The sequence below is a fragment of the Daejeonella sp. AP26 genome, from assembly GCF_056680515.1.
In genome coordinates, this window is record NZ_CM155286.1 from 768,923 (window position 1) to 784,566 (window position 15,644).

General features: G+C 42.4%; 14 protein-coding genes. 6 read left to right on the forward strand and 8 right to left on the reverse strand.

Going from position 1 to position 15,644, the window contains the following annotated elements; translation table 11 throughout:
- The first annotated feature begins 97 nt into the window (after positions 1 to 97).
- On the forward strand, positions 98 to 916 hold the full coding sequence (locus tag AC1MCB_RS03345; RefSeq protein ID WP_479967333.1) for a hypothetical protein: 819 nt from the start codon (positions 98 to 100) through the stop codon (positions 914 to 916).
- An 89-nt stretch (positions 917 to 1,005) separates the two neighbouring features.
- Complete coding sequence (locus AC1MCB_RS03350; RefSeq protein ID WP_479967334.1) at positions 1,006 to 2,334, forward strand: acetyl-CoA hydrolase/transferase family protein; 1,329 nt, start codon at positions 1,006 to 1,008, stop codon at positions 2,332 to 2,334.
- A gap of 68 nt (positions 2,335 to 2,402) precedes the next feature.
- Here the strand turns inward: AC1MCB_RS03350 and AC1MCB_RS03355 are convergent, their stop codons facing one another.
- Positions 2,403 to 2,981, reverse strand: a complete 579-nt coding sequence (locus tag AC1MCB_RS03355) for a hypothetical protein (RefSeq protein ID WP_479967335.1) — start codon at positions 2,979 to 2,981, stop codon at positions 2,403 to 2,405.
- Between the two features lie 209 nt (positions 2,982 to 3,190).
- Positions 3,191 to 3,847, reverse strand: coding sequence for a nitroreductase (locus tag AC1MCB_RS03360; RefSeq protein ID WP_479967336.1), 657 nt, complete (start codon positions 3,845 to 3,847; stop codon positions 3,191 to 3,193).
- Between the two features lie 482 nt (positions 3,848 to 4,329).
- Between AC1MCB_RS03360 and AC1MCB_RS03365 the strand changes: the two genes are divergently transcribed.
- Positions 4,330 to 4,998 carry a BON domain-containing protein gene (locus tag AC1MCB_RS03365; RefSeq protein ID WP_479967337.1) on the forward strand — a complete coding sequence of 223 codons (669 nt, stop codon included), beginning with the start codon at positions 4,330 to 4,332 and terminating at the stop codon, positions 4,996 to 4,998.
- 355 nt (positions 4,999 to 5,353) lie between these two features.
- Positions 5,354 to 5,494: a hypothetical protein gene (locus AC1MCB_RS03370; RefSeq protein ID WP_479967338.1), complete on the forward strand. Its 141-nt coding sequence runs from the start codon at positions 5,354 to 5,356 to the stop codon at positions 5,492 to 5,494.
- A 546-nt stretch (positions 5,495 to 6,040) separates the two neighbouring features.
- On the opposite strand, the gene AC1MCB_RS03375 is transcribed toward AC1MCB_RS03370, so the two are convergent.
- Positions 6,041 to 7,171 carry a baeRF3 domain-containing protein gene (locus AC1MCB_RS03375; RefSeq protein WP_479967339.1) on the reverse strand — a complete coding sequence of 377 codons (1,131 nt, stop codon included), beginning with the start codon at positions 7,169 to 7,171 and terminating at the stop codon, positions 6,041 to 6,043.
- Between the two features lie 445 nt (positions 7,172 to 7,616).
- Between AC1MCB_RS03375 and groL the strand changes: the two genes are divergently transcribed.
- Positions 7,617 to 9,233 (forward strand): chaperonin GroEL, encoded by a 1,617-nt coding sequence (gene groL / locus AC1MCB_RS03380; RefSeq protein WP_479967340.1) that lies wholly within the window; start codon positions 7,617 to 7,619, stop codon positions 9,231 to 9,233.
- Positions 9,234 to 9,242: 9 nt separating this feature from the next.
- Here groL and ftsH read toward each other — a convergent pair whose 3' ends face one another.
- From ftsH to AC1MCB_RS03395, 3 genes are all read right to left on the reverse strand, one after another.
- On the reverse strand, positions 9,243 to 11,213 hold the full coding sequence (gene ftsH, locus AC1MCB_RS03385) for an ATP-dependent zinc metalloprotease FtsH (protein WP_479967341.1): 1,971 nt from the start codon (positions 11,211 to 11,213) through the stop codon (positions 9,243 to 9,245).
- A 132-nt stretch (positions 11,214 to 11,345) separates the two neighbouring features.
- Positions 11,346 to 11,828, reverse strand: coding sequence for a GyrI-like domain-containing protein (locus tag AC1MCB_RS03390; protein WP_479967342.1), 483 nt, complete (start codon positions 11,826 to 11,828; stop codon positions 11,346 to 11,348).
- Positions 11,829 to 12,070: 242 nt separating this feature from the next.
- The gene (locus AC1MCB_RS03395; protein ID WP_479967343.1) at positions 12,071 to 12,739 is read right to left on the reverse strand and encodes a BON domain-containing protein; all 669 of its coding nucleotides are present in this window, start codon (positions 12,737 to 12,739) and stop codon (positions 12,071 to 12,073) included.
- Between the two features lie 251 nt (positions 12,740 to 12,990).
- On the opposite strand from AC1MCB_RS03395, the gene AC1MCB_RS03400 reads away from it, so the two are divergent.
- Positions 12,991 to 13,137 carry a hypothetical protein gene (locus AC1MCB_RS03400; RefSeq protein ID WP_479967344.1) on the forward strand — a complete coding sequence of 49 codons (147 nt, stop codon included), beginning with the start codon at positions 12,991 to 12,993 and terminating at the stop codon, positions 13,135 to 13,137.
- A gap of 124 nt (positions 13,138 to 13,261) precedes the next feature.
- Here the strand turns inward: AC1MCB_RS03400 and AC1MCB_RS03405 are convergent, their stop codons facing one another.
- Both AC1MCB_RS03405 and AC1MCB_RS03410 read right to left on the reverse strand, forming a co-directional pair.
- Positions 13,262 to 14,656: a TrkH family potassium uptake protein gene (locus AC1MCB_RS03405; RefSeq protein ID WP_479967345.1), complete on the reverse strand. Its 1,395-nt coding sequence runs from the start codon at positions 14,654 to 14,656 to the stop codon at positions 13,262 to 13,264.
- Positions 14,657 to 14,679: 23 nt separating this feature from the next.
- Entirely contained in the window at positions 14,680 to 15,615 is a 936-nt protein-coding gene (locus AC1MCB_RS03410; protein WP_479967346.1) for a 1-phosphofructokinase family hexose kinase, read from the reverse strand.
- Positions 15,616 to 15,644 lie beyond the last annotated feature (29 nt).

Below are 15,644 nucleotides of genomic sequence, written 5' to 3' on the forward strand. Positions count from 1 at the left end.
ATTTGATTCATATCAATATGAAGGCAAACGGAGGTCAGGATTTTTAAAAAGAATTCGCCTTAATTTAGTTGACCAGTAACTTATATTACGTTTCACAATGAAAAAAGTATTATTCGCTTGTGATGGGAGGAATTTTTCTGATGGCGCCTTCGAGTTTTTAAGCAACTTACACGAAAAAGACCCTGTTTTGGCAACGGGGATGTTCTTCAGTTCAGTAGATTACAGTTTACTATTAGGCACAGCTTCTTATGCACTTCCATATGAGCTTATTGATTTTGATGCTGAAGAACGCTTGTTGGAAGAAACGATTGAAACATTTGAGAGAAAATGCCAGCCCAACGGAATAGAGTTCCGTGTGCACAAGGAGCGGGCCTATTGGACGCTAGACGACATTCAGAAAGAAACCCGGTTCGCTGATTTGGCGATTGTAAGCGAAGAAGCGTTTTTTAGAGATATCGATAACGAGCAACCTAATAAATATTTGGAAGATCTTCTAAGACGCGCTGAATGCCCTGTTATGATGGTTCCGGAGAATTCTGATTTTCCCCAAAAACTATTACTTGCATATGATGCAAGGCAGGATAGCATGTTTGCCATGAAACAATTTTGCTATTTGTTGCCCTCTCTTTGTAATCTGGAAGCTGAAGTAGTTTATCTTAGAGAGGAAGAAGACAATGAGATACCTGACTTAGAGTATCTGGAGGAGTATGCAAGCCGGCATTTCAACGATCTTAAATTTACTAAACTTCATTTTGACTCGAAAGAAGGCATTAGCAGATGGCTGGTGGGCAGAACAAATACACTTGTGGTGACCGGCTCATATGGCCGTTCTACCTTTTCAAGTCTTTTTCGCAAGAGCTTTGTTAAGGGGCTTATTAAAGACCATCAGTTACCTATTTTTCTTGCTCATAATTAATGTAGTCCATATAATTTCCCATTCTCTAAATTTACTAAGCTGGCAACACTTGATCCGTTTAGCCAGCCAGGCCCGGGTAATAAGGCCGCATGTTGATTAACATACTGAGCCAACCATATATAGCCTTACGTTCTATTCAGATGGAAATAAATTATCGATCTGCCGAGGAAGCCGTCAAAGTGATTAAAAATGGTCAGCGGGTTTTTATTCATGGAAGCGCCGCCACACCTATACACCTTTTGAAAGCTCTTCTAGAAAGAAGACACGAGCTTAAAAGTGTAGAATTAGTCAGTATCAGCACTTTGGGCGATAACCTGTTTAATCAAGCTGATTTTGGTGATAGTTTTTTTATTAATTCACTTTTTGTTTCAGAAAATGCGAGGGAAATTGTGAATGGGCCCTATGGCGATTACATTCCTGTATTTCTTAGTGAAATCAGCCAGTTATTTGAAAAGGGCATCCTGCCTTTAGATATTGCCTTAGTTCATGTTTCACCACCCGATAAGCATGGCTTTTGTTCTTTAGGTACCTCCGTTGATATTGCAAGAGCTGCGGTAAAAAATGCCAAACATGTCATCGCCCAGGTAAACAGCCAGATGCCGCGGACTCACGGAGATGGCATTATACATATAAACGATATAAATACTATTGTAAAAGTTGACGGGGCATTGCCGGAAGTATGGTATTCGGAAGCGCTTAATAACAGTATACTTGACATAGGTAAATATTGTGCGGAACTAATTGAAGACCGGTCTGCTCTGCAACTGGGGATAGGCGCAATACCGAATGCTGTTCTTTCATGTCTTCACAGTCATAAAGACCTCGGTATTCATACGGAAATGTTTTCGGATGGAATTATTCCTTTGCTTGAAGCTGGAATAATAACAAATAAATATAAGGTGAAACACAGGGGCAAAAATGTTACCAGTTTTGTTATTGGAACAAAAAGACTATATGAATTTGTTGATGATAATCCTCAAGTGGTGTTCCTTGAAATGAATTACGTAAATAACCCGGAAATAATTCGGGCTAACCCCAAAGCAGTAGCAATAAATTCTGCCATTGAAATAGATTTGACAGGTCAGGTGTGTGCTGATTCTATTGGTACCTATCAGTATTCAGGAGTGGGAGGACAAATGGATTTTATGAGAGGTGCTGCTTTATCAGAGGGGGGGAAGCCAATAATTGCCTTAAATTCTATAACAAAGAATAGTGAATCCAAAATAGTTCCTTTCCTTAAACCGGGCGCAGGGGTCGTAACCACAAGGGCGCATGTTCATTATGTGATAACGGAATTTGGAATAGCCTATTTATTCGGGAAAAATTTACGGCAACGAGCAATGTCATTGATGAATATCGCTCACCCGATGCATAGGGAATGGTTGGAGATGGAAATAATTAAGCGGTTCGGGAAGTGAATAGCCACGCTTATCCGAGGCTTATTTAATGGATTCTAGAATATGAGGTGTACTGCAATGTTCTGTCTTCAAAAGAGCCATATTAAACCTAGGCCGGCTGAAATATAGTTTAGTTTAACTTCATAAGTAACATCTTCAATTTTTACATCTCTTGCCAAGGATCGATACCTTAGGCTTGGATTCAAACTCCAACTCTTTTTACTGGAGAAAGACAAACCAGATTCAATCTGCCAGCCTAATCCATGGCCCGAGTCGGCTATCGTATCGTCGCTTTCATTCTCCACTTCAATATGATTATAGATTACACCTCCACGGATTTTGTAATTTATTTTGGAATTAAGTGGCCTTACAAGTTGTAAACCGAAGGTATAACCAGATTCAACAAAGTCTACATTTGATCCTGCAAAAGATTGATCTGTCGAAAACTTATTCCAAACCCATCCTGCATAGGCTTCTGTATGAGGAATGAACAGGTATGCTGCGGTTCCATCAAGTCCATAACCTGCACCAGTATTTGTGTTTATCAAATCCCTGGTAAGAAAGTTTACTGCAGGCCTAAGTTCTACGCTCCATCTTTGTTGGGCATTAATTATTGAAGATTCTGGGAGAATGCCGGATACAAATAAAAAAATCATAAAGCTTTTCATTATAGTGATGATTAGACTGACAGATTAAGAGCATACCAAGCATTCAAAAACAAGTAGCTTTCCCAGTTGATTAGGTTCGGATTACCACTAAATAGTCAGTTAATTAGTTTAAACAGCTACTACTTAATCAAAGAGGAAGAAAAAACAGCCGAATAAAATAGATTATCGTATTGCCCGCACGGCTGAGAGAAAGGCGAGCCTATTTCTGGCTAGCGGTCTTCTAATATTTGGCCCTCAGGCAATGTAATGTATATAGCGTTGTTTTCTTTCCGTTCGGGTCGTTCAGGACTCTCTTCGCCATAGCCCGCAACGATAGCCAGGTGAACTCTTTCCTTATTCGGGATGCCGAGCTTGGGGAAGCTTTTTGCACGCTCAACGTATTTGCCGAATCCCACAGGGCAGGTATCAAGGCCAAGGGACTTAGCAGCCAGCATCATATTTTGGGCACACATACCAATATCAATGGATGCCCAGTCATTATCAGCGGGTGCTGTGATAAAAATTACCACCGGTGCTCCATGAAAAATCGGGTCGGGTCTTTGAAATATATCTAAACCCGGCAAGAAATGCATAAGATTAACCGAAGCTTTCAGCACATTGATCACACCTTTTTTTGCGAAATCCAGCCGGGCAATCTTAGCTATTTCAGAAGAAAACATCTGAATCGCCTCATGGCCGGTTAGAATATAGAATTTCCATGGCTGTTCATTTAAGGCTGACGGAGCCATTCGTCCCGCCTCAAGAATTTCCTCAATCAATATGCGGCCGATCGGGGTATTTCTGTATTTTCGTACAGCCCGCCTTGTAAAAATGGTTTTGAGCGTGTCTGGAAGTAGAGCTGTCTCTATTTTGTTTATCGTTTTCATGGCGACATATTTTATATAAGGCTTCCAGGTTAGCATACTATTGTTATCTCCTAATTTCAAAAATCGGTTGTTTGATACGTATGATTTCAGTCAGGTATTTAGTTGATTCTGAACTTTTTCAAAAACTTTGTACAAATCAAATAATTAATAAAAAAAATCGCATAATGAATTAGTGGATCATTTATGGCTTTTGTTATTTTTTTCACCTACCTAAACAATTTTTACACCCGCGCAGATACGCCCTGTTGATTACAGAATTTTTCACCCAACTTTGGTACATCTGGTAGAGCAAAATGCAAACGTTCACCACTGGCTTGCTTTATATATTTCAATTTGCTTAAAGCACTTGTGCAGGCGGATGACAAACTGGTGGAAATCCGGTTAAAATCAATATTAAGCCTGATAATAATCATTTGAAAATCGTCGATTTCGAATTTACTTTGGTGGTACTTAGTACTTATTTATTTCAAATATTTATTACAATGAAAACAGACGTTCAAATTCAAAAAGATGTGATGGAAGAACTTCAGTGGGAGCCCTTCCTGGCTGCGTCGAAGATCGGAGTTGCAGTTGATAATGGAGTCGTTACACTTTCGGGTATTGTAGATAACTATGCCAAAAAGCTGCATGCAGAAATGGCGGCAAAAAGAGTATCAGGAGTTAAGGCGGTGGCTGAAGATATCCAGGTAGGGCCGTCACCCTCTTATCGGCGAACCGATACCGAGATCGCAGAAGCCTGCCTTAATGCACTGAAATGGAATACGGCGGTTCAAGATGAAAAGATTAAAATTAATGTTGAAAACGGTGTAGTTAAATTGGAAGGGGAAGTGGATTGGGATTATGAGCGAGAAAAGGCAAGTAAAGCCATCGAATACCTGAATGGCGTTCGCTCGGTAGTTAACCTGTTAAAGCTGAAACCAACTATTATGCCTGGCGACGTCAAACAAAAGATCAACGCCGCTTTCCTGCGAAACGCCAGTATTGATTCAGGGAAAATCAATGTCCAGGTAACAGGCAGCCATGTAACCCTCGAAGGAACGGTGCGGTCCTTTGCCGAAAAGGAGGATGCCGATAGGGCTGCCTGGTCCGCTCCAGGAGTGATAACCGTATCGAACCATCTACAAGTCGATGTGCCGGAGTTTGCCCTATAAACGAAGTATTGCTTATTAAATCATAAAACCTGCATTCTGGAACGGCAGATTTTATTTAAACTTTGAAACAAAGAAACTGGGGCGGCAAATCAGTTTGATGGTTAAAGATCTTTTGGCGGAATTTTAACAGAATAAATATGTAATTCAAAAAATTCAATCTGAAAGGCCATAACCTTGATGGCGCTCATAGGAGCAGCGTCCACATTAGGTGGAGCAATGTGACGGATTGTTAGATGAATTTTAGAGAGTTACAATCATTGTGCGAGACTGATCAATTGAGAATAGTGATAGAACATTCAGCGATAGCAATTCGGGAAGAACATGGATTCACCGTATCACTTAATAAGGTGTAAAGGTGGAAGAGTTCTACGTCGAAATTCATTTTAATGTGGATGAAGCAAAGGTTGCCTTTATCAAAGCAACTGAAGCATTCAATTCTCTCGAACTATACTGGAATTCCGTCTCTATCAAAGAGATCACCCGTATGCTGATTTAAGGTTTCTTACCCATTCCCGTATTCAGCGTTAATTATGTTTTTAATTCCAGCATCTTTAACGTGATAATGATTCTGAAAGTCTTAAGGTGAAAGTCTTAAGGCTGGTTATCAACCCTGGCACCCACTACCTGGCCGGCACATGTAGACGAGCCCCCGTGACCTGATGTGACTTCGAGGCATGTGCTAAACAGTACGCCTTAAAACGATCCAGAATTGGATGACTGATTAAAATGTTAGTTAGAGGATTTGGCATACAATTTTATACCCGTTTATACCCGACCTTGAACTCCCACAGTTCTTATCGTCGGGGCGATTCCATTGAGTTCCCTAATAACATTACAAATCCTATTTCGAAAAACATCACTATATCATTCTGATTTGTGGGGTATCTTTCTCCAGCATTTCAAATATATGTTTTCAAACGGAAGGGCCGGACATTGAAAATTTATGTCGTTTTATTTGAAGAGTTGAAAAATTTCTTTAATTTCCCTGCACTGATTTGAACTAGGTATCATCCGGATGGTTTTTTATAATTTCCTTTTCAATTTAGTACCGTGTTATTAACCCAATCCTCTGGTAATCTTTAAGCTGATCACTTTCTGTAAAAAAAACATGTCCCTGCTTTTCTAATACCGTTTCAATCAGATCATCTACTGCATCGGCTAATATTTTATGGGGCACTTGTGGTGGACTGAGATAAAGTTTATTTCCATTCCTGTCCAGAAAACCGGGACAATGGAAATCTTTTTCAACCAAGAGCTTTAATGCCCTTCCTTCGTTGGCAGCCTGCCAAACTTCCTGTATTCCGCTGACGCCAAGCCCCTGTCCGATTTTTTCGGAAAATTCTTTTATCAAATTTGCATTTTCCTGATCAATGTTTAACCGAATGGGAGGCCTGACAATATCTGCAATTTCTTTTGGTGCGGCGTGAATGTAATCGCCCTCAATTTTTGTAATTAAGTCGGTCTGGTGCTTAGTCACATTTCCAAACCAGCTCAGCGCCTTTTCATTCCCGAGCACCATCAGCGGACTATCATCCTGAAGGTAATTGCTAAGCAATCCATCAGCATGCCGGAAAAAATCGGTGAAACGAATGGCTTCCAGTTCTGATTTATCTTTTTCAAAACCTTTCAAATTTGCACTCCCGGCAAACGATGTGCCTCGGCTTGGTGGACTATAAAGGTATTCTTCCTGATATTTTTGGGGGAAGTTGCTATCTTTCACTTCAATCACATCATCCCCAGAACACTCAAAAAGCCTGATTTCCTTCTCAGAGAGCACTAACACAAAATAAGGCTTTGCATAATTTATTTTATAAAGAAGGTCACGCAATTCGAAATTATCGCTTACGAATACTTTTTCCTCCACCGGAAAAGGAAATTTTACAACAAGCTTTAGATAGGGCGAAATATAGAATCCCAACCCATCTAAATTATGAGAAAAGTCAACACCTTGATAAAGCTCATCCATCGCCTGAAGTAAGGGCTGAATATTGGATTCAGAATACCTGGTTTCCAATAATTCCCTGGCAGTATCAATAGCTTTTTTCAGTACTAAATGATCCTCTCTCCGTTCGGGTGAAAGCCGGTGTGTTGGCACAATAATAGAAATACAAATTTCCCCTTTTCCCTTTCGCAGGATTCGCAATTCCTCGCTTAATAGTTTTTCACTTGTCATAAAAAAAACTCTAAAAATACAAGTACATATAAAGTTAAAAGCACAGTAGCTAATAAAGAATGATAGCGCTCAGACAGGAGTATGATTACGATCAACCGTATTTATGAAGCATCTATGCCTGCTGGGGAGATTACCCGTCTTTCAGAGAGTTGATTTGACGACAGTCATACTGCTTGCTAATAGCAATCATGTAAATGCAATAAACTGATTAATAGCTTTGAATGTACAATTTGAATTTCTGTCAAGTGAAGAGCTTGCCTGGTTTGAGCAACTTCTTCAAAAAATCCGGCAATTTCCCCGAATTAAAAGACTTCTGATGGTGATTCTTTAGGTGAACAGCGAATTATTAAAAAAAGATATAGTTAAAAATTCCGGGAGCGAAATTTATCTACGCCAGAGCACTGACTATGCATAGACGATTATTCTACTATTAAATTATAAAACCATGAGCAAGATAATGGATTTCAATACCGATGCGCGGCGAAAATTGCAGGAAGGGATAAATAAGCTGGCAGATGCTGTAGTAGTTACACTTGGTCCTAAAGGCAGAACGGTGGTTTTTGAAAAAGCCAACGGCGAACCGCAGGTATGCAATGATGGGGTTACGGTTGCAAAGCAGGTTGAACTGGACGACCCTATTGAAGATCTAGGCGCAAAAATGCTGCGACAGGCGGCCGTGAAAACTTCTGAAACTGCTGGTGATGGAACCACTACTGCCACTTTATTTGCCAGGGCAATGATCAACATCGGGCTTAAAAGAGTAGAGGCAGGCGCAAATCCGATGGAAGTACGTAGAGGAATTCAGAAAGGAGTAAAAGCAGTGGTGGATGAAATGAATAAAATGTCTGTACCCGTTGGTGATGATTTTTCCAAAATAGAACAAGTGGCCACTATATCGGCCAATAATGATGCAGCAATTGGCAAACTGATTGCAGATGCCATGAATAAAGCGGGCAGAGAAAGTGTTATTACCATTGAAGAAGCAAGGGGAATGGATACTACTATTGAAGTAGTAAAAGGTATGCGGTTCGACCGTGGTTATCTTTCTCCATACTTCGTAACCGATTCGGAAAAGTTAGAAGTAAGTTTTGAAAATCCTTTTATTCTTATTCATGATAAAAAAATAACTGCCATTAAGGATATACTGCCCTTACTTGAGAAAGTTTCGAAGACGGAAGCATCGTTGATGGTGATTGCAGAAGATATAGAAACAGAAGTATTGGCCACTATGGTTGTCAATAATTTACGAGGGGTATTAAAAATTGCTGCAGTAAAGACGCCGGGCTTTGGCGACCACCGCAAAGAGTTGCTCCAGGATATTGCGGTACTTACAGGGGGTATCGTTATTTCGGAAGAAAATGGTTACAAACTTGAGAATACAGAGCTGGCACAACTTGGTAGGTGCGAAAAGCTGCTGGTATCGAAGGAGAATACAACAATAATAAACGGTTCGGGCAGCAAAGAAGATGTACAAAAAAGAATTCTTCAGATCAAGACAGAGCTTGGCAAGAGTACCTCAACCTATGATAAGGAAAAATTGCAGGAGAGGTTGGCAAAGCTTACAGGCGGTGTGGCTGTTGTGTTTGTGGGTGCAGCAACAGAATTGGAAATGACAGAAATGAAAGACCGTGTGGATGATGCATTGAATGCAACCAAGTCGGCGATCGAAGAGGGTATAGTTCCGGGGGGTGGCGTCGTTTTTTTAAGGGCCCTCTCCGTACTCGAAAGCCTGAAAACCGAAAGTGAAGATGAATTGGCTGGCATTGCCATTATCAAAAAGGCACTGGAAGAGCCATTAAAACAAATAGTGCTGAATGCAGGGCTTGAACCCACTGAAATATTACAAAGAGTTAAAGAAGGCATTGGCGACTATGGCTTTAATGCAAAAAGTGAAAAATATGAAACCCTGTATACTACCGGTATTATAGACCCTGCAAAAGTTGGTAGACTGGCTCTAGAAAATGCCGCCTCCGTGGCCATGATGATGCTCACCACTGAATGTGTTATAGCCTCAAAGCGGGAAAAAGAAAAATCGCCGGTGGCAATGATGCCGGCGATGTAAATTTTAAATTTAGAGACTGGCGGACGGGCTTGTCTGGTCCAGCGTTTTTTTCTTTTTTCCCTTTCGGGATATTTTCGTCCGGACACCCAGAATATTTTCGATATCCTCCTTGAAGAGAACTTCTTTTTCAAGCAGCAGTTCAGCAATTTCAGACAGCTGCTTTCTATTTTGGGTTAGAATTTTTCTTGTGGATTCGTAAGCTTCGTTGACAAGTCTTCGCACTTCTTCGTCGATAAGTTTGCCGGTTTCTTCGCTGAAAGGTTTTTGAAAATCCATATTCGACTGGCCCGAGGAATCGTAAAAACTAACGTTACCAATCTTTTTACTAAAACCAAAGTAGGCAACCATCATATATGCTTCCTTCGTTACTTTTTCGAGATCATCAAGGGCGCCCGATGAAGCTTCCCCAAAGATAAGCTCCTCAGCCACCCGGCCAGCAAGCGTCGCAGAGAGGTGTTCTTTGTAAAACGATTCACTATTTAACTGCCTTTCCTCAGGAAGATACCAGGAAGCTCCCAGCGATTTACCACGTGGAATGATAGACACTTTTACCAGGGGATCAACATTTTTAAGTAACCAGCTTACCACCGCATGACCGGCTTCATGATAAGCTATTATTCTCTTCTCATCCGGTGATATGATCTTGCTTTTCTTTTCCAGTCCTGCAACTATCCGGTCGATAGCATCCAGAAAATCTTGTTTATCTACCTTCTTTTTCTCTTTCCGGGCTGCAATTAAAGCCGCCTCGTTGCAGATATTGGCGATATCGGCACCCGAAAAGCCTGGTGTTTGCAGAGCAAGGAAAGATATATCTATTGCCTCATCAATAACGAGCGGCCGCAGGTGAACTTCAAAAATGTCCTCCCGATCTTTTAGGTTGGGCAGCTCAAGGTAAACATGCCTGTCGAATCTGCCCGGCCGTAAAAGGGCAGGATCCAGCATATCGGCACGGTTGGTAGCCGCCAGCACGATAACTCCGCTGTTAGTGCCAAATCCGTCCATCTCTGTCAGTAATTGATTTAGCGTGCTTTCGCGCTCATCATTAGCGCCGGAAAAAAATGCACCTTTACCCCGTGATCGCCCGATGGCATCGATCTCGTCAATAAAAACAATGCAAGGAGCCTTTTCTTTTGCTTTTCTGAACAGATCACGTACCCTCGATGCCCCAATTCCAACAAACATTTCCACAAACTCAGATCCTGAGATGCTAAAGAACGGCACATTTGCCTCTCCGGCCAGGGCTTTTGCCAGTAAGGTTTTACCCGTACCGGGCGGCCCCACCAAAATTACTCCCTTGGGGATTTTTGCACCTAACTGAGTATAAGATGCAGGCTTTTTTAAAAAGTTTAAAATCTCTCTAACTTCAACTTCGGCCTCTTCCAGCCCGGCTACATCATCAAAGGTCAGGGTGCTTTTCTCCTTTTCAACAAGGGTCGCGGTAGTCTTGCCAAAATTAAAAATTGAGAAGTCGCCGCCCATATTTCCAGATCTTTTCAGAAGAGAGTTCGAGAGCAACAGGAAAAGAAGAAAAAACGACACCCAGGTCAGCCCGTTGGCCAGCCAGCTTGAGCTTTTTACATAGCTTACAGGAATTTTTTCGCTCAGAAGAAAATCTTTTTGCGCCTCATCCATTCTATGCTCAAACGCCTCAATCGATCCTATGCTAAAGAAATACTCTGGGCCATCCTGCGATGCTGTTACGACATCCTTCGAGCCGGCAGGGCTTTTTTTTCTTACTGGAATAAGGTAAACATCTGCCCGCTCTCCATTTTTTACAACCAGCTTCTCTACATTCAGGCGTCGCAGCATATCTCTCTCAAAAACCTGCCAGGTAATTTCCTTCGCTAAGGAACCAGTTTTTAGAAATGGTGGAAGAAAGATCAGGATTAGGAGTGCAGCATAAGCCATCCACAATCGGAACGGCTGATGATCGCGCTTATACTTACGCGGGTGTTTAATATGTTTAGGTTCCTTTTCCAAAACGCTGTAAGTTGCAAATCTTGTGAACGATTCACTAAAGGTTGCTCTGGTCCGCCAAGATATTAGCGGTTATTATGTGGCTGAAACCGATGCCGGGGTTTAGTAGTAGTGTTTCAACTATCCCAGGAAATGTTACTGAAGCATTTGACAGATATCGGTCTTCAACTCGCTTTTATCCTTTACAGAACCCGGGTCGTTCAGATAAACTTCAAAGGGCAGTCCCTTGGTTTGCTTATTATTAGATTTCACCCAATTCGTTATCTCGTTGTAGGGCAGCTCCATTTTTTCATATGGGCCAGTGTAATGAGCTACCAGGGCTTTACCGCCCGCTATGACCTTTGACCTGACCCTTCCCGTAGGTTGATCTGGCAGCCTGTCGACAGCAACGGCTACTTCAACGCTAATTGGATCCTGATAATTGAGATAAAAGGCCATGGTCTTATCAGCCTTAAGCTGATTCTCGCCTATAAATTTGAATAGTTCGGCATAATCCCGTTCAAACATTTTGCTTAAAGCGTTCATGGAAGCTGTATCCGTTATGAACAATACCTTTATTAGTTCTAAAACGACTTCCTCAAGAATGACCGGTGTTTTCTTCACTGTGTCCTGTGTCATGATTGTGAAATTATTTGCGTGATTGAAAAACCTGGCTTCCGCGGCCCAAATGTGACTTCCTGCCATCAGGGCTGGGATCAACAAAAATTTCTTAAATTGGTTCATCTGCCGTTTCTTGATTTCTAGATTATAGTTAATGGTAGGCATGACTGTTCATGGACTGCATTGATTTCGGTCGCCGGAGACAATGTTTTAAAAATAAATACAAGCCCGCTGGTATTTTAGCCAGCAGGTTTATTGCATCAGAAAGCGAATTCGGATTCTTCGATCTCAAGTTTGTTGACAACACCAAGCACGCCGGGCGCAGCCCATGCTGCGTCTTCGGCGTCCTCACTTTCGGAAAACGAGCGAACTTTGCCGGTTAGCGTAACCTTATTGCCAGCTACACTTACCTTCACTTTGCTGGCATCTATACTGGCGCTGCGGTGGAAAGCAGAACTAATTTTTTGTTCCAGTTCAGAAGTAGAGATCTTTGGCTTAATGGTAATGTAGTTAACTACCGAACGCACCCCTGAAAGATTCTGGATGGCTTTGTTAGCACTTGACCGCTGGTACTCCCATTCGAGCTCGCCTTCAAGTGTAACTTCACCGTCATCTACTTTAATTTTGATAAGATCATCAGGCACAGCCGAATGCCACTTTAGTGCTTGGAGAACGGCTTCAGCAATTTCTGTGTCTGTTTTAAGATAGCTGGGTGACACGCCAATCTGAATGTCTTCAGCAATCGCCTTCACACCATTCACTTTCTTTGCAGCTTTTTCAGCACTGAGCTTCTTGGAATATGAATCTACTATTCCTGACAGAGTCACAACGCCATCTTTTACTGCGACCCCGATTTCGGACGAGTTTATAAATGGTTGCCATTTCAACTCCTCCATCACGTTTTTTTGAATTTTGATGTCGGTATTCATAACTTGCAAATTAATTTGTTTAATGTTAGGCCAAATTAAGGCTGATGGAAATAGCGCAAGATGACGGTTGTCAGTGTGCTCCCTGATGTTGCTCAAGGACACCAAGTACATAAATCGAGGCAGATCATGTTATCTGAATCAGAAATCGTACTTCACAGCTCGCCTTACCAAAACCTTATAAGGAGTTCTTAAAATTGATTTTCTGCCAAAACTTACTTTGAAACTGCCCGCGGTGAAATAACCTGCAAAGTATGTATCAACAAACCCAGTACTTTGAAGACGTCCTGATGACTATTCAGGAGTTTTATATTGGCGGTTACCAGCTTGCCCAGAAATGGCTGAACGAGAAGTTGGTCGAAGAGGTGGATAGAAAGCCAGCGGAGATGCAGAGGCTATAAGAATTATTCAGATCGCCAATATCTTTTTGCTGCCAGATACTTTTTTTAGGACTTTAACCTCGGAAACGATAACTGACGCCAGTTTGATTATCGTTGGAACGATCGTATTACCTCCAGATAAATGTTATTGCAAGAGTACTACTTCTTCCGGATACTGGTATCGTTTTTCACGCCGGTTTTTGATGAATGCGACGAGCAGCGTGAGGGTACCGACGCGCCCAACGAACATGGTAATGACTATTAATGTTTTTCCGCCCATGCTTAATGAAGGAGTTAGACCGAGTGTTAAGCCCACAGTACTAAAGGCAGAGAAACTTTCAAAAGCAAGGGCAAGTAAACCGTGACGACCATCGGTTAGTGAAAGAACTGAGATCGCTATTGCAAGCCAGAGAAGCGAAAGCGCAATAATTGCATATGCCTTATTCACTGACTCACCGGACACTTCTCTGCGAAATAGGTTCATCCGGTCTGTATTTTGGCCGGTATTGATGATGTTCAGTGTAGCTATCGCAATGGTGGTTGTACGAATTCCGCCTGCTGTTGATCCTGGTGAACCTCCTATCCACATCAGAAGCATGATGACCAGCACTATGGGCATAGACAGGCTTGTCATGTCCACAGTGTTATAACCCGCGGTTCGGGGAGTAGAACCGGAAAAAAAAGCGGTTACAACCTTTCCGTACAGCGTAGGGTGCTCTGCAAGCGAATTATTATACTCCAAAATAAAGTAAGCTGCAGAACCGAACACAAGTAGAACCAATGTTGATATTATCGCAATTTTTGAAGTGAAGGTTAGCACCCAGGGCTTGTATTTAACCGGCTTTTTGTGCCAAACTCTGTTGACAAGAAGGTTTCTGTGCCTGATGAAGTAAATTCGAATATTTAAAATTATTGCAAAGCCGAGTCCACCGAGAATGTAAAGTGCAGCGATTAATAATTGAAGAGTGTAATTGAAGCGTGTAGATTCGTCGTATAAGCCCGCTGAGAGGGTCGAAAAACCTGCGTTGCAGAAGGACGAGATGGAATGAAATACAGCAAAGAAAACATGATCCCCGAAATCTTTGAAAGTGTCTCCGTCTGTGTTTAGGTAAATCAAGAAAGCACCGAGCAATTCGAACAGAAAGGTGAGCATCACGACCCTGACAAGCAGGTGGAGCACAGAACCAAGCTTTTTTTCATCCATCAGTTCAGAGAACATAATCTGACTCTTGTAAGATGATCGTCCTGAAAGAAAATAGCTGAAGAAGCCTGTAAAAGTCATAATGCCAAGGCCGCCAAGTTGAATGAGAACCAGCAGGACCGTCTGCCCAAAGCCGGTTAACCGGGTAGCCACATCGATGACCGCCAGGCCCGTTACACATACGGCACTTGCTGACATGAAAAGAGCATCAACTACGTGAAGCGGTTCGCCAAAAGTAGTTCCTGGTAACATCAACAGTGCTGTTCCCAGGGATATTAGGAATAAAAAACTCAACACAAACCATAGTGTAGGATTTAGGTGATACTGTATGAATTTCATGCAGGGTGCTTTTTGCTTTTGATCTATTTCTGACGCAGCATGGCATGATAAAGCCTTTCAGCATCTTCCCGTTTAAAAAGTTCCGTGCCCGGATTCATGGTTGCGGCAGTACCGCAGGCGACGCCCAGGTGAATGACTTCTCTCATGCTTTTTCCTAGGGTCAGGGAGTGTACCATCCCGGCAACCATGCTATCGCCGGCACCAACTGTACTCAACTTCTTAACCAGCGGTGCCCGCACATTAATTGCCTCATCTGCCGTTACAAGCATAGCGCCCTGAGCCCCCATTGAAACGGCTACAGCATCGCACTTACCGCTTTTAATAAATTCTCTGGCCGCCTCATCAACCATCTCGGAGTCCAGGGTGTCTACTCCGCAGAGTTTGCTAAGCTCACCAAGATTTGGTTTGATCATAAATACACCCTCTTCCAACACTTGTCTAAGCGCCTCGCCGGAGGTATCAACCACGAGACGCGCGTTGGCCTTGTTCGCCACACTGGCAACCCGGGCGAAAAACTCACTTCCTGCACCGGCTGGAATAGCTCCGCTTGCGACAATATACCTCGAACCCATGGCGTGACGGGCGAAGATGGAAAGAAAAGAGTCGAGTTCTGCCGGAGACAGTTCGGTTGCAGGCATCCCAAAGCGGAATTGTTGATTAGTGGATGATTCGACCACTATAAAGTTTTCCCTGGTTGGATTGCGGATGTTGTGGGGCATGCAACTTACGCCGGTTTCTTTTATCAGTTTGACCAGATGATCGCCAGAGGCACCGCCGGCAGGGAATAGGCAAAGCGAGTTAGTGCCCAGCTTTTTGAGCCCCTTGGAAACGTTAATGCCGCCACCACCTGCATCATAAACGGGGGCTGAACAACTTAGCTTTTTTTCGGGAACCAATCTGTCTACTGAAGTATTTTTATCAAGCGCCGGACTCACGGTAATGGTAATCACTTTATGCATCCCTCAATTTAGTAATTCAAATCAGGTTC

Bases quoted from the DNA above. Each gene is read 5' to 3' on its own strand.
- AC1MCB_RS03400 (WP_479967344.1), top strand. From the start codon at position 12,991: ATGTATCAACAAACCCAGTACTTTGAAGACGTCCTGATGACTATTCAG.
- AC1MCB_RS03345 (WP_479967333.1), top strand. From the start codon at position 98: ATGAAAAAAGTATTATTCGCTTGTGATGGGAGGAATTTTTCTGATGGC.
- AC1MCB_RS03390 (WP_479967342.1), bottom strand. From the start codon at position 11,828: ATGACACAGGACACAGTGAAGAAAACACCGGTCATTCTTGAGGAAGTC.
- groL (WP_479967340.1), top strand. From the start codon at position 7,617: ATGAGCAAGATAATGGATTTCAATACCGATGCGCGGCGAAAATTGCAG.
- AC1MCB_RS03405 (WP_479967345.1), bottom strand. From the start codon at position 14,656: ATGAAATTCATACAGTATCACCTAAATCCTACACTATGGTTTGTGTTG.
- AC1MCB_RS03355 (WP_479967335.1), bottom strand. From the start codon at position 2,981: ATGAAAAGCTTTATGATTTTTTTATTTGTATCCGGCATTCTCCCAGAA.
- AC1MCB_RS03375 (WP_479967339.1), bottom strand. From the start codon at position 7,171: ATGACAAGTGAAAAACTATTAAGCGAGGAATTGCGAATCCTGCGAAAG.
- AC1MCB_RS03360 (WP_479967336.1), bottom strand. From the start codon at position 3,847: ATGAAAACGATAAACAAAATAGAGACAGCTCTACTTCCAGACACGCTC.
- AC1MCB_RS03350 (WP_479967334.1), top strand. From the start codon at position 1,006: ATGTTGATTAACATACTGAGCCAACCATATATAGCCTTACGTTCTATT.
- AC1MCB_RS03365 (WP_479967337.1), top strand. From the start codon at position 4,330: ATGAAAACAGACGTTCAAATTCAAAAAGATGTGATGGAAGAACTTCAG.
- AC1MCB_RS03410 (WP_479967346.1), bottom strand. From the start codon at position 15,615: ATGCATAAAGTGATTACCATTACCGTGAGTCCGGCGCTTGATAAAAAT.
- AC1MCB_RS03395 (WP_479967343.1), bottom strand. From the start codon at position 12,739: ATGAATACCGACATCAAAATTCAAAAAAACGTGATGGAGGAGTTGAAA.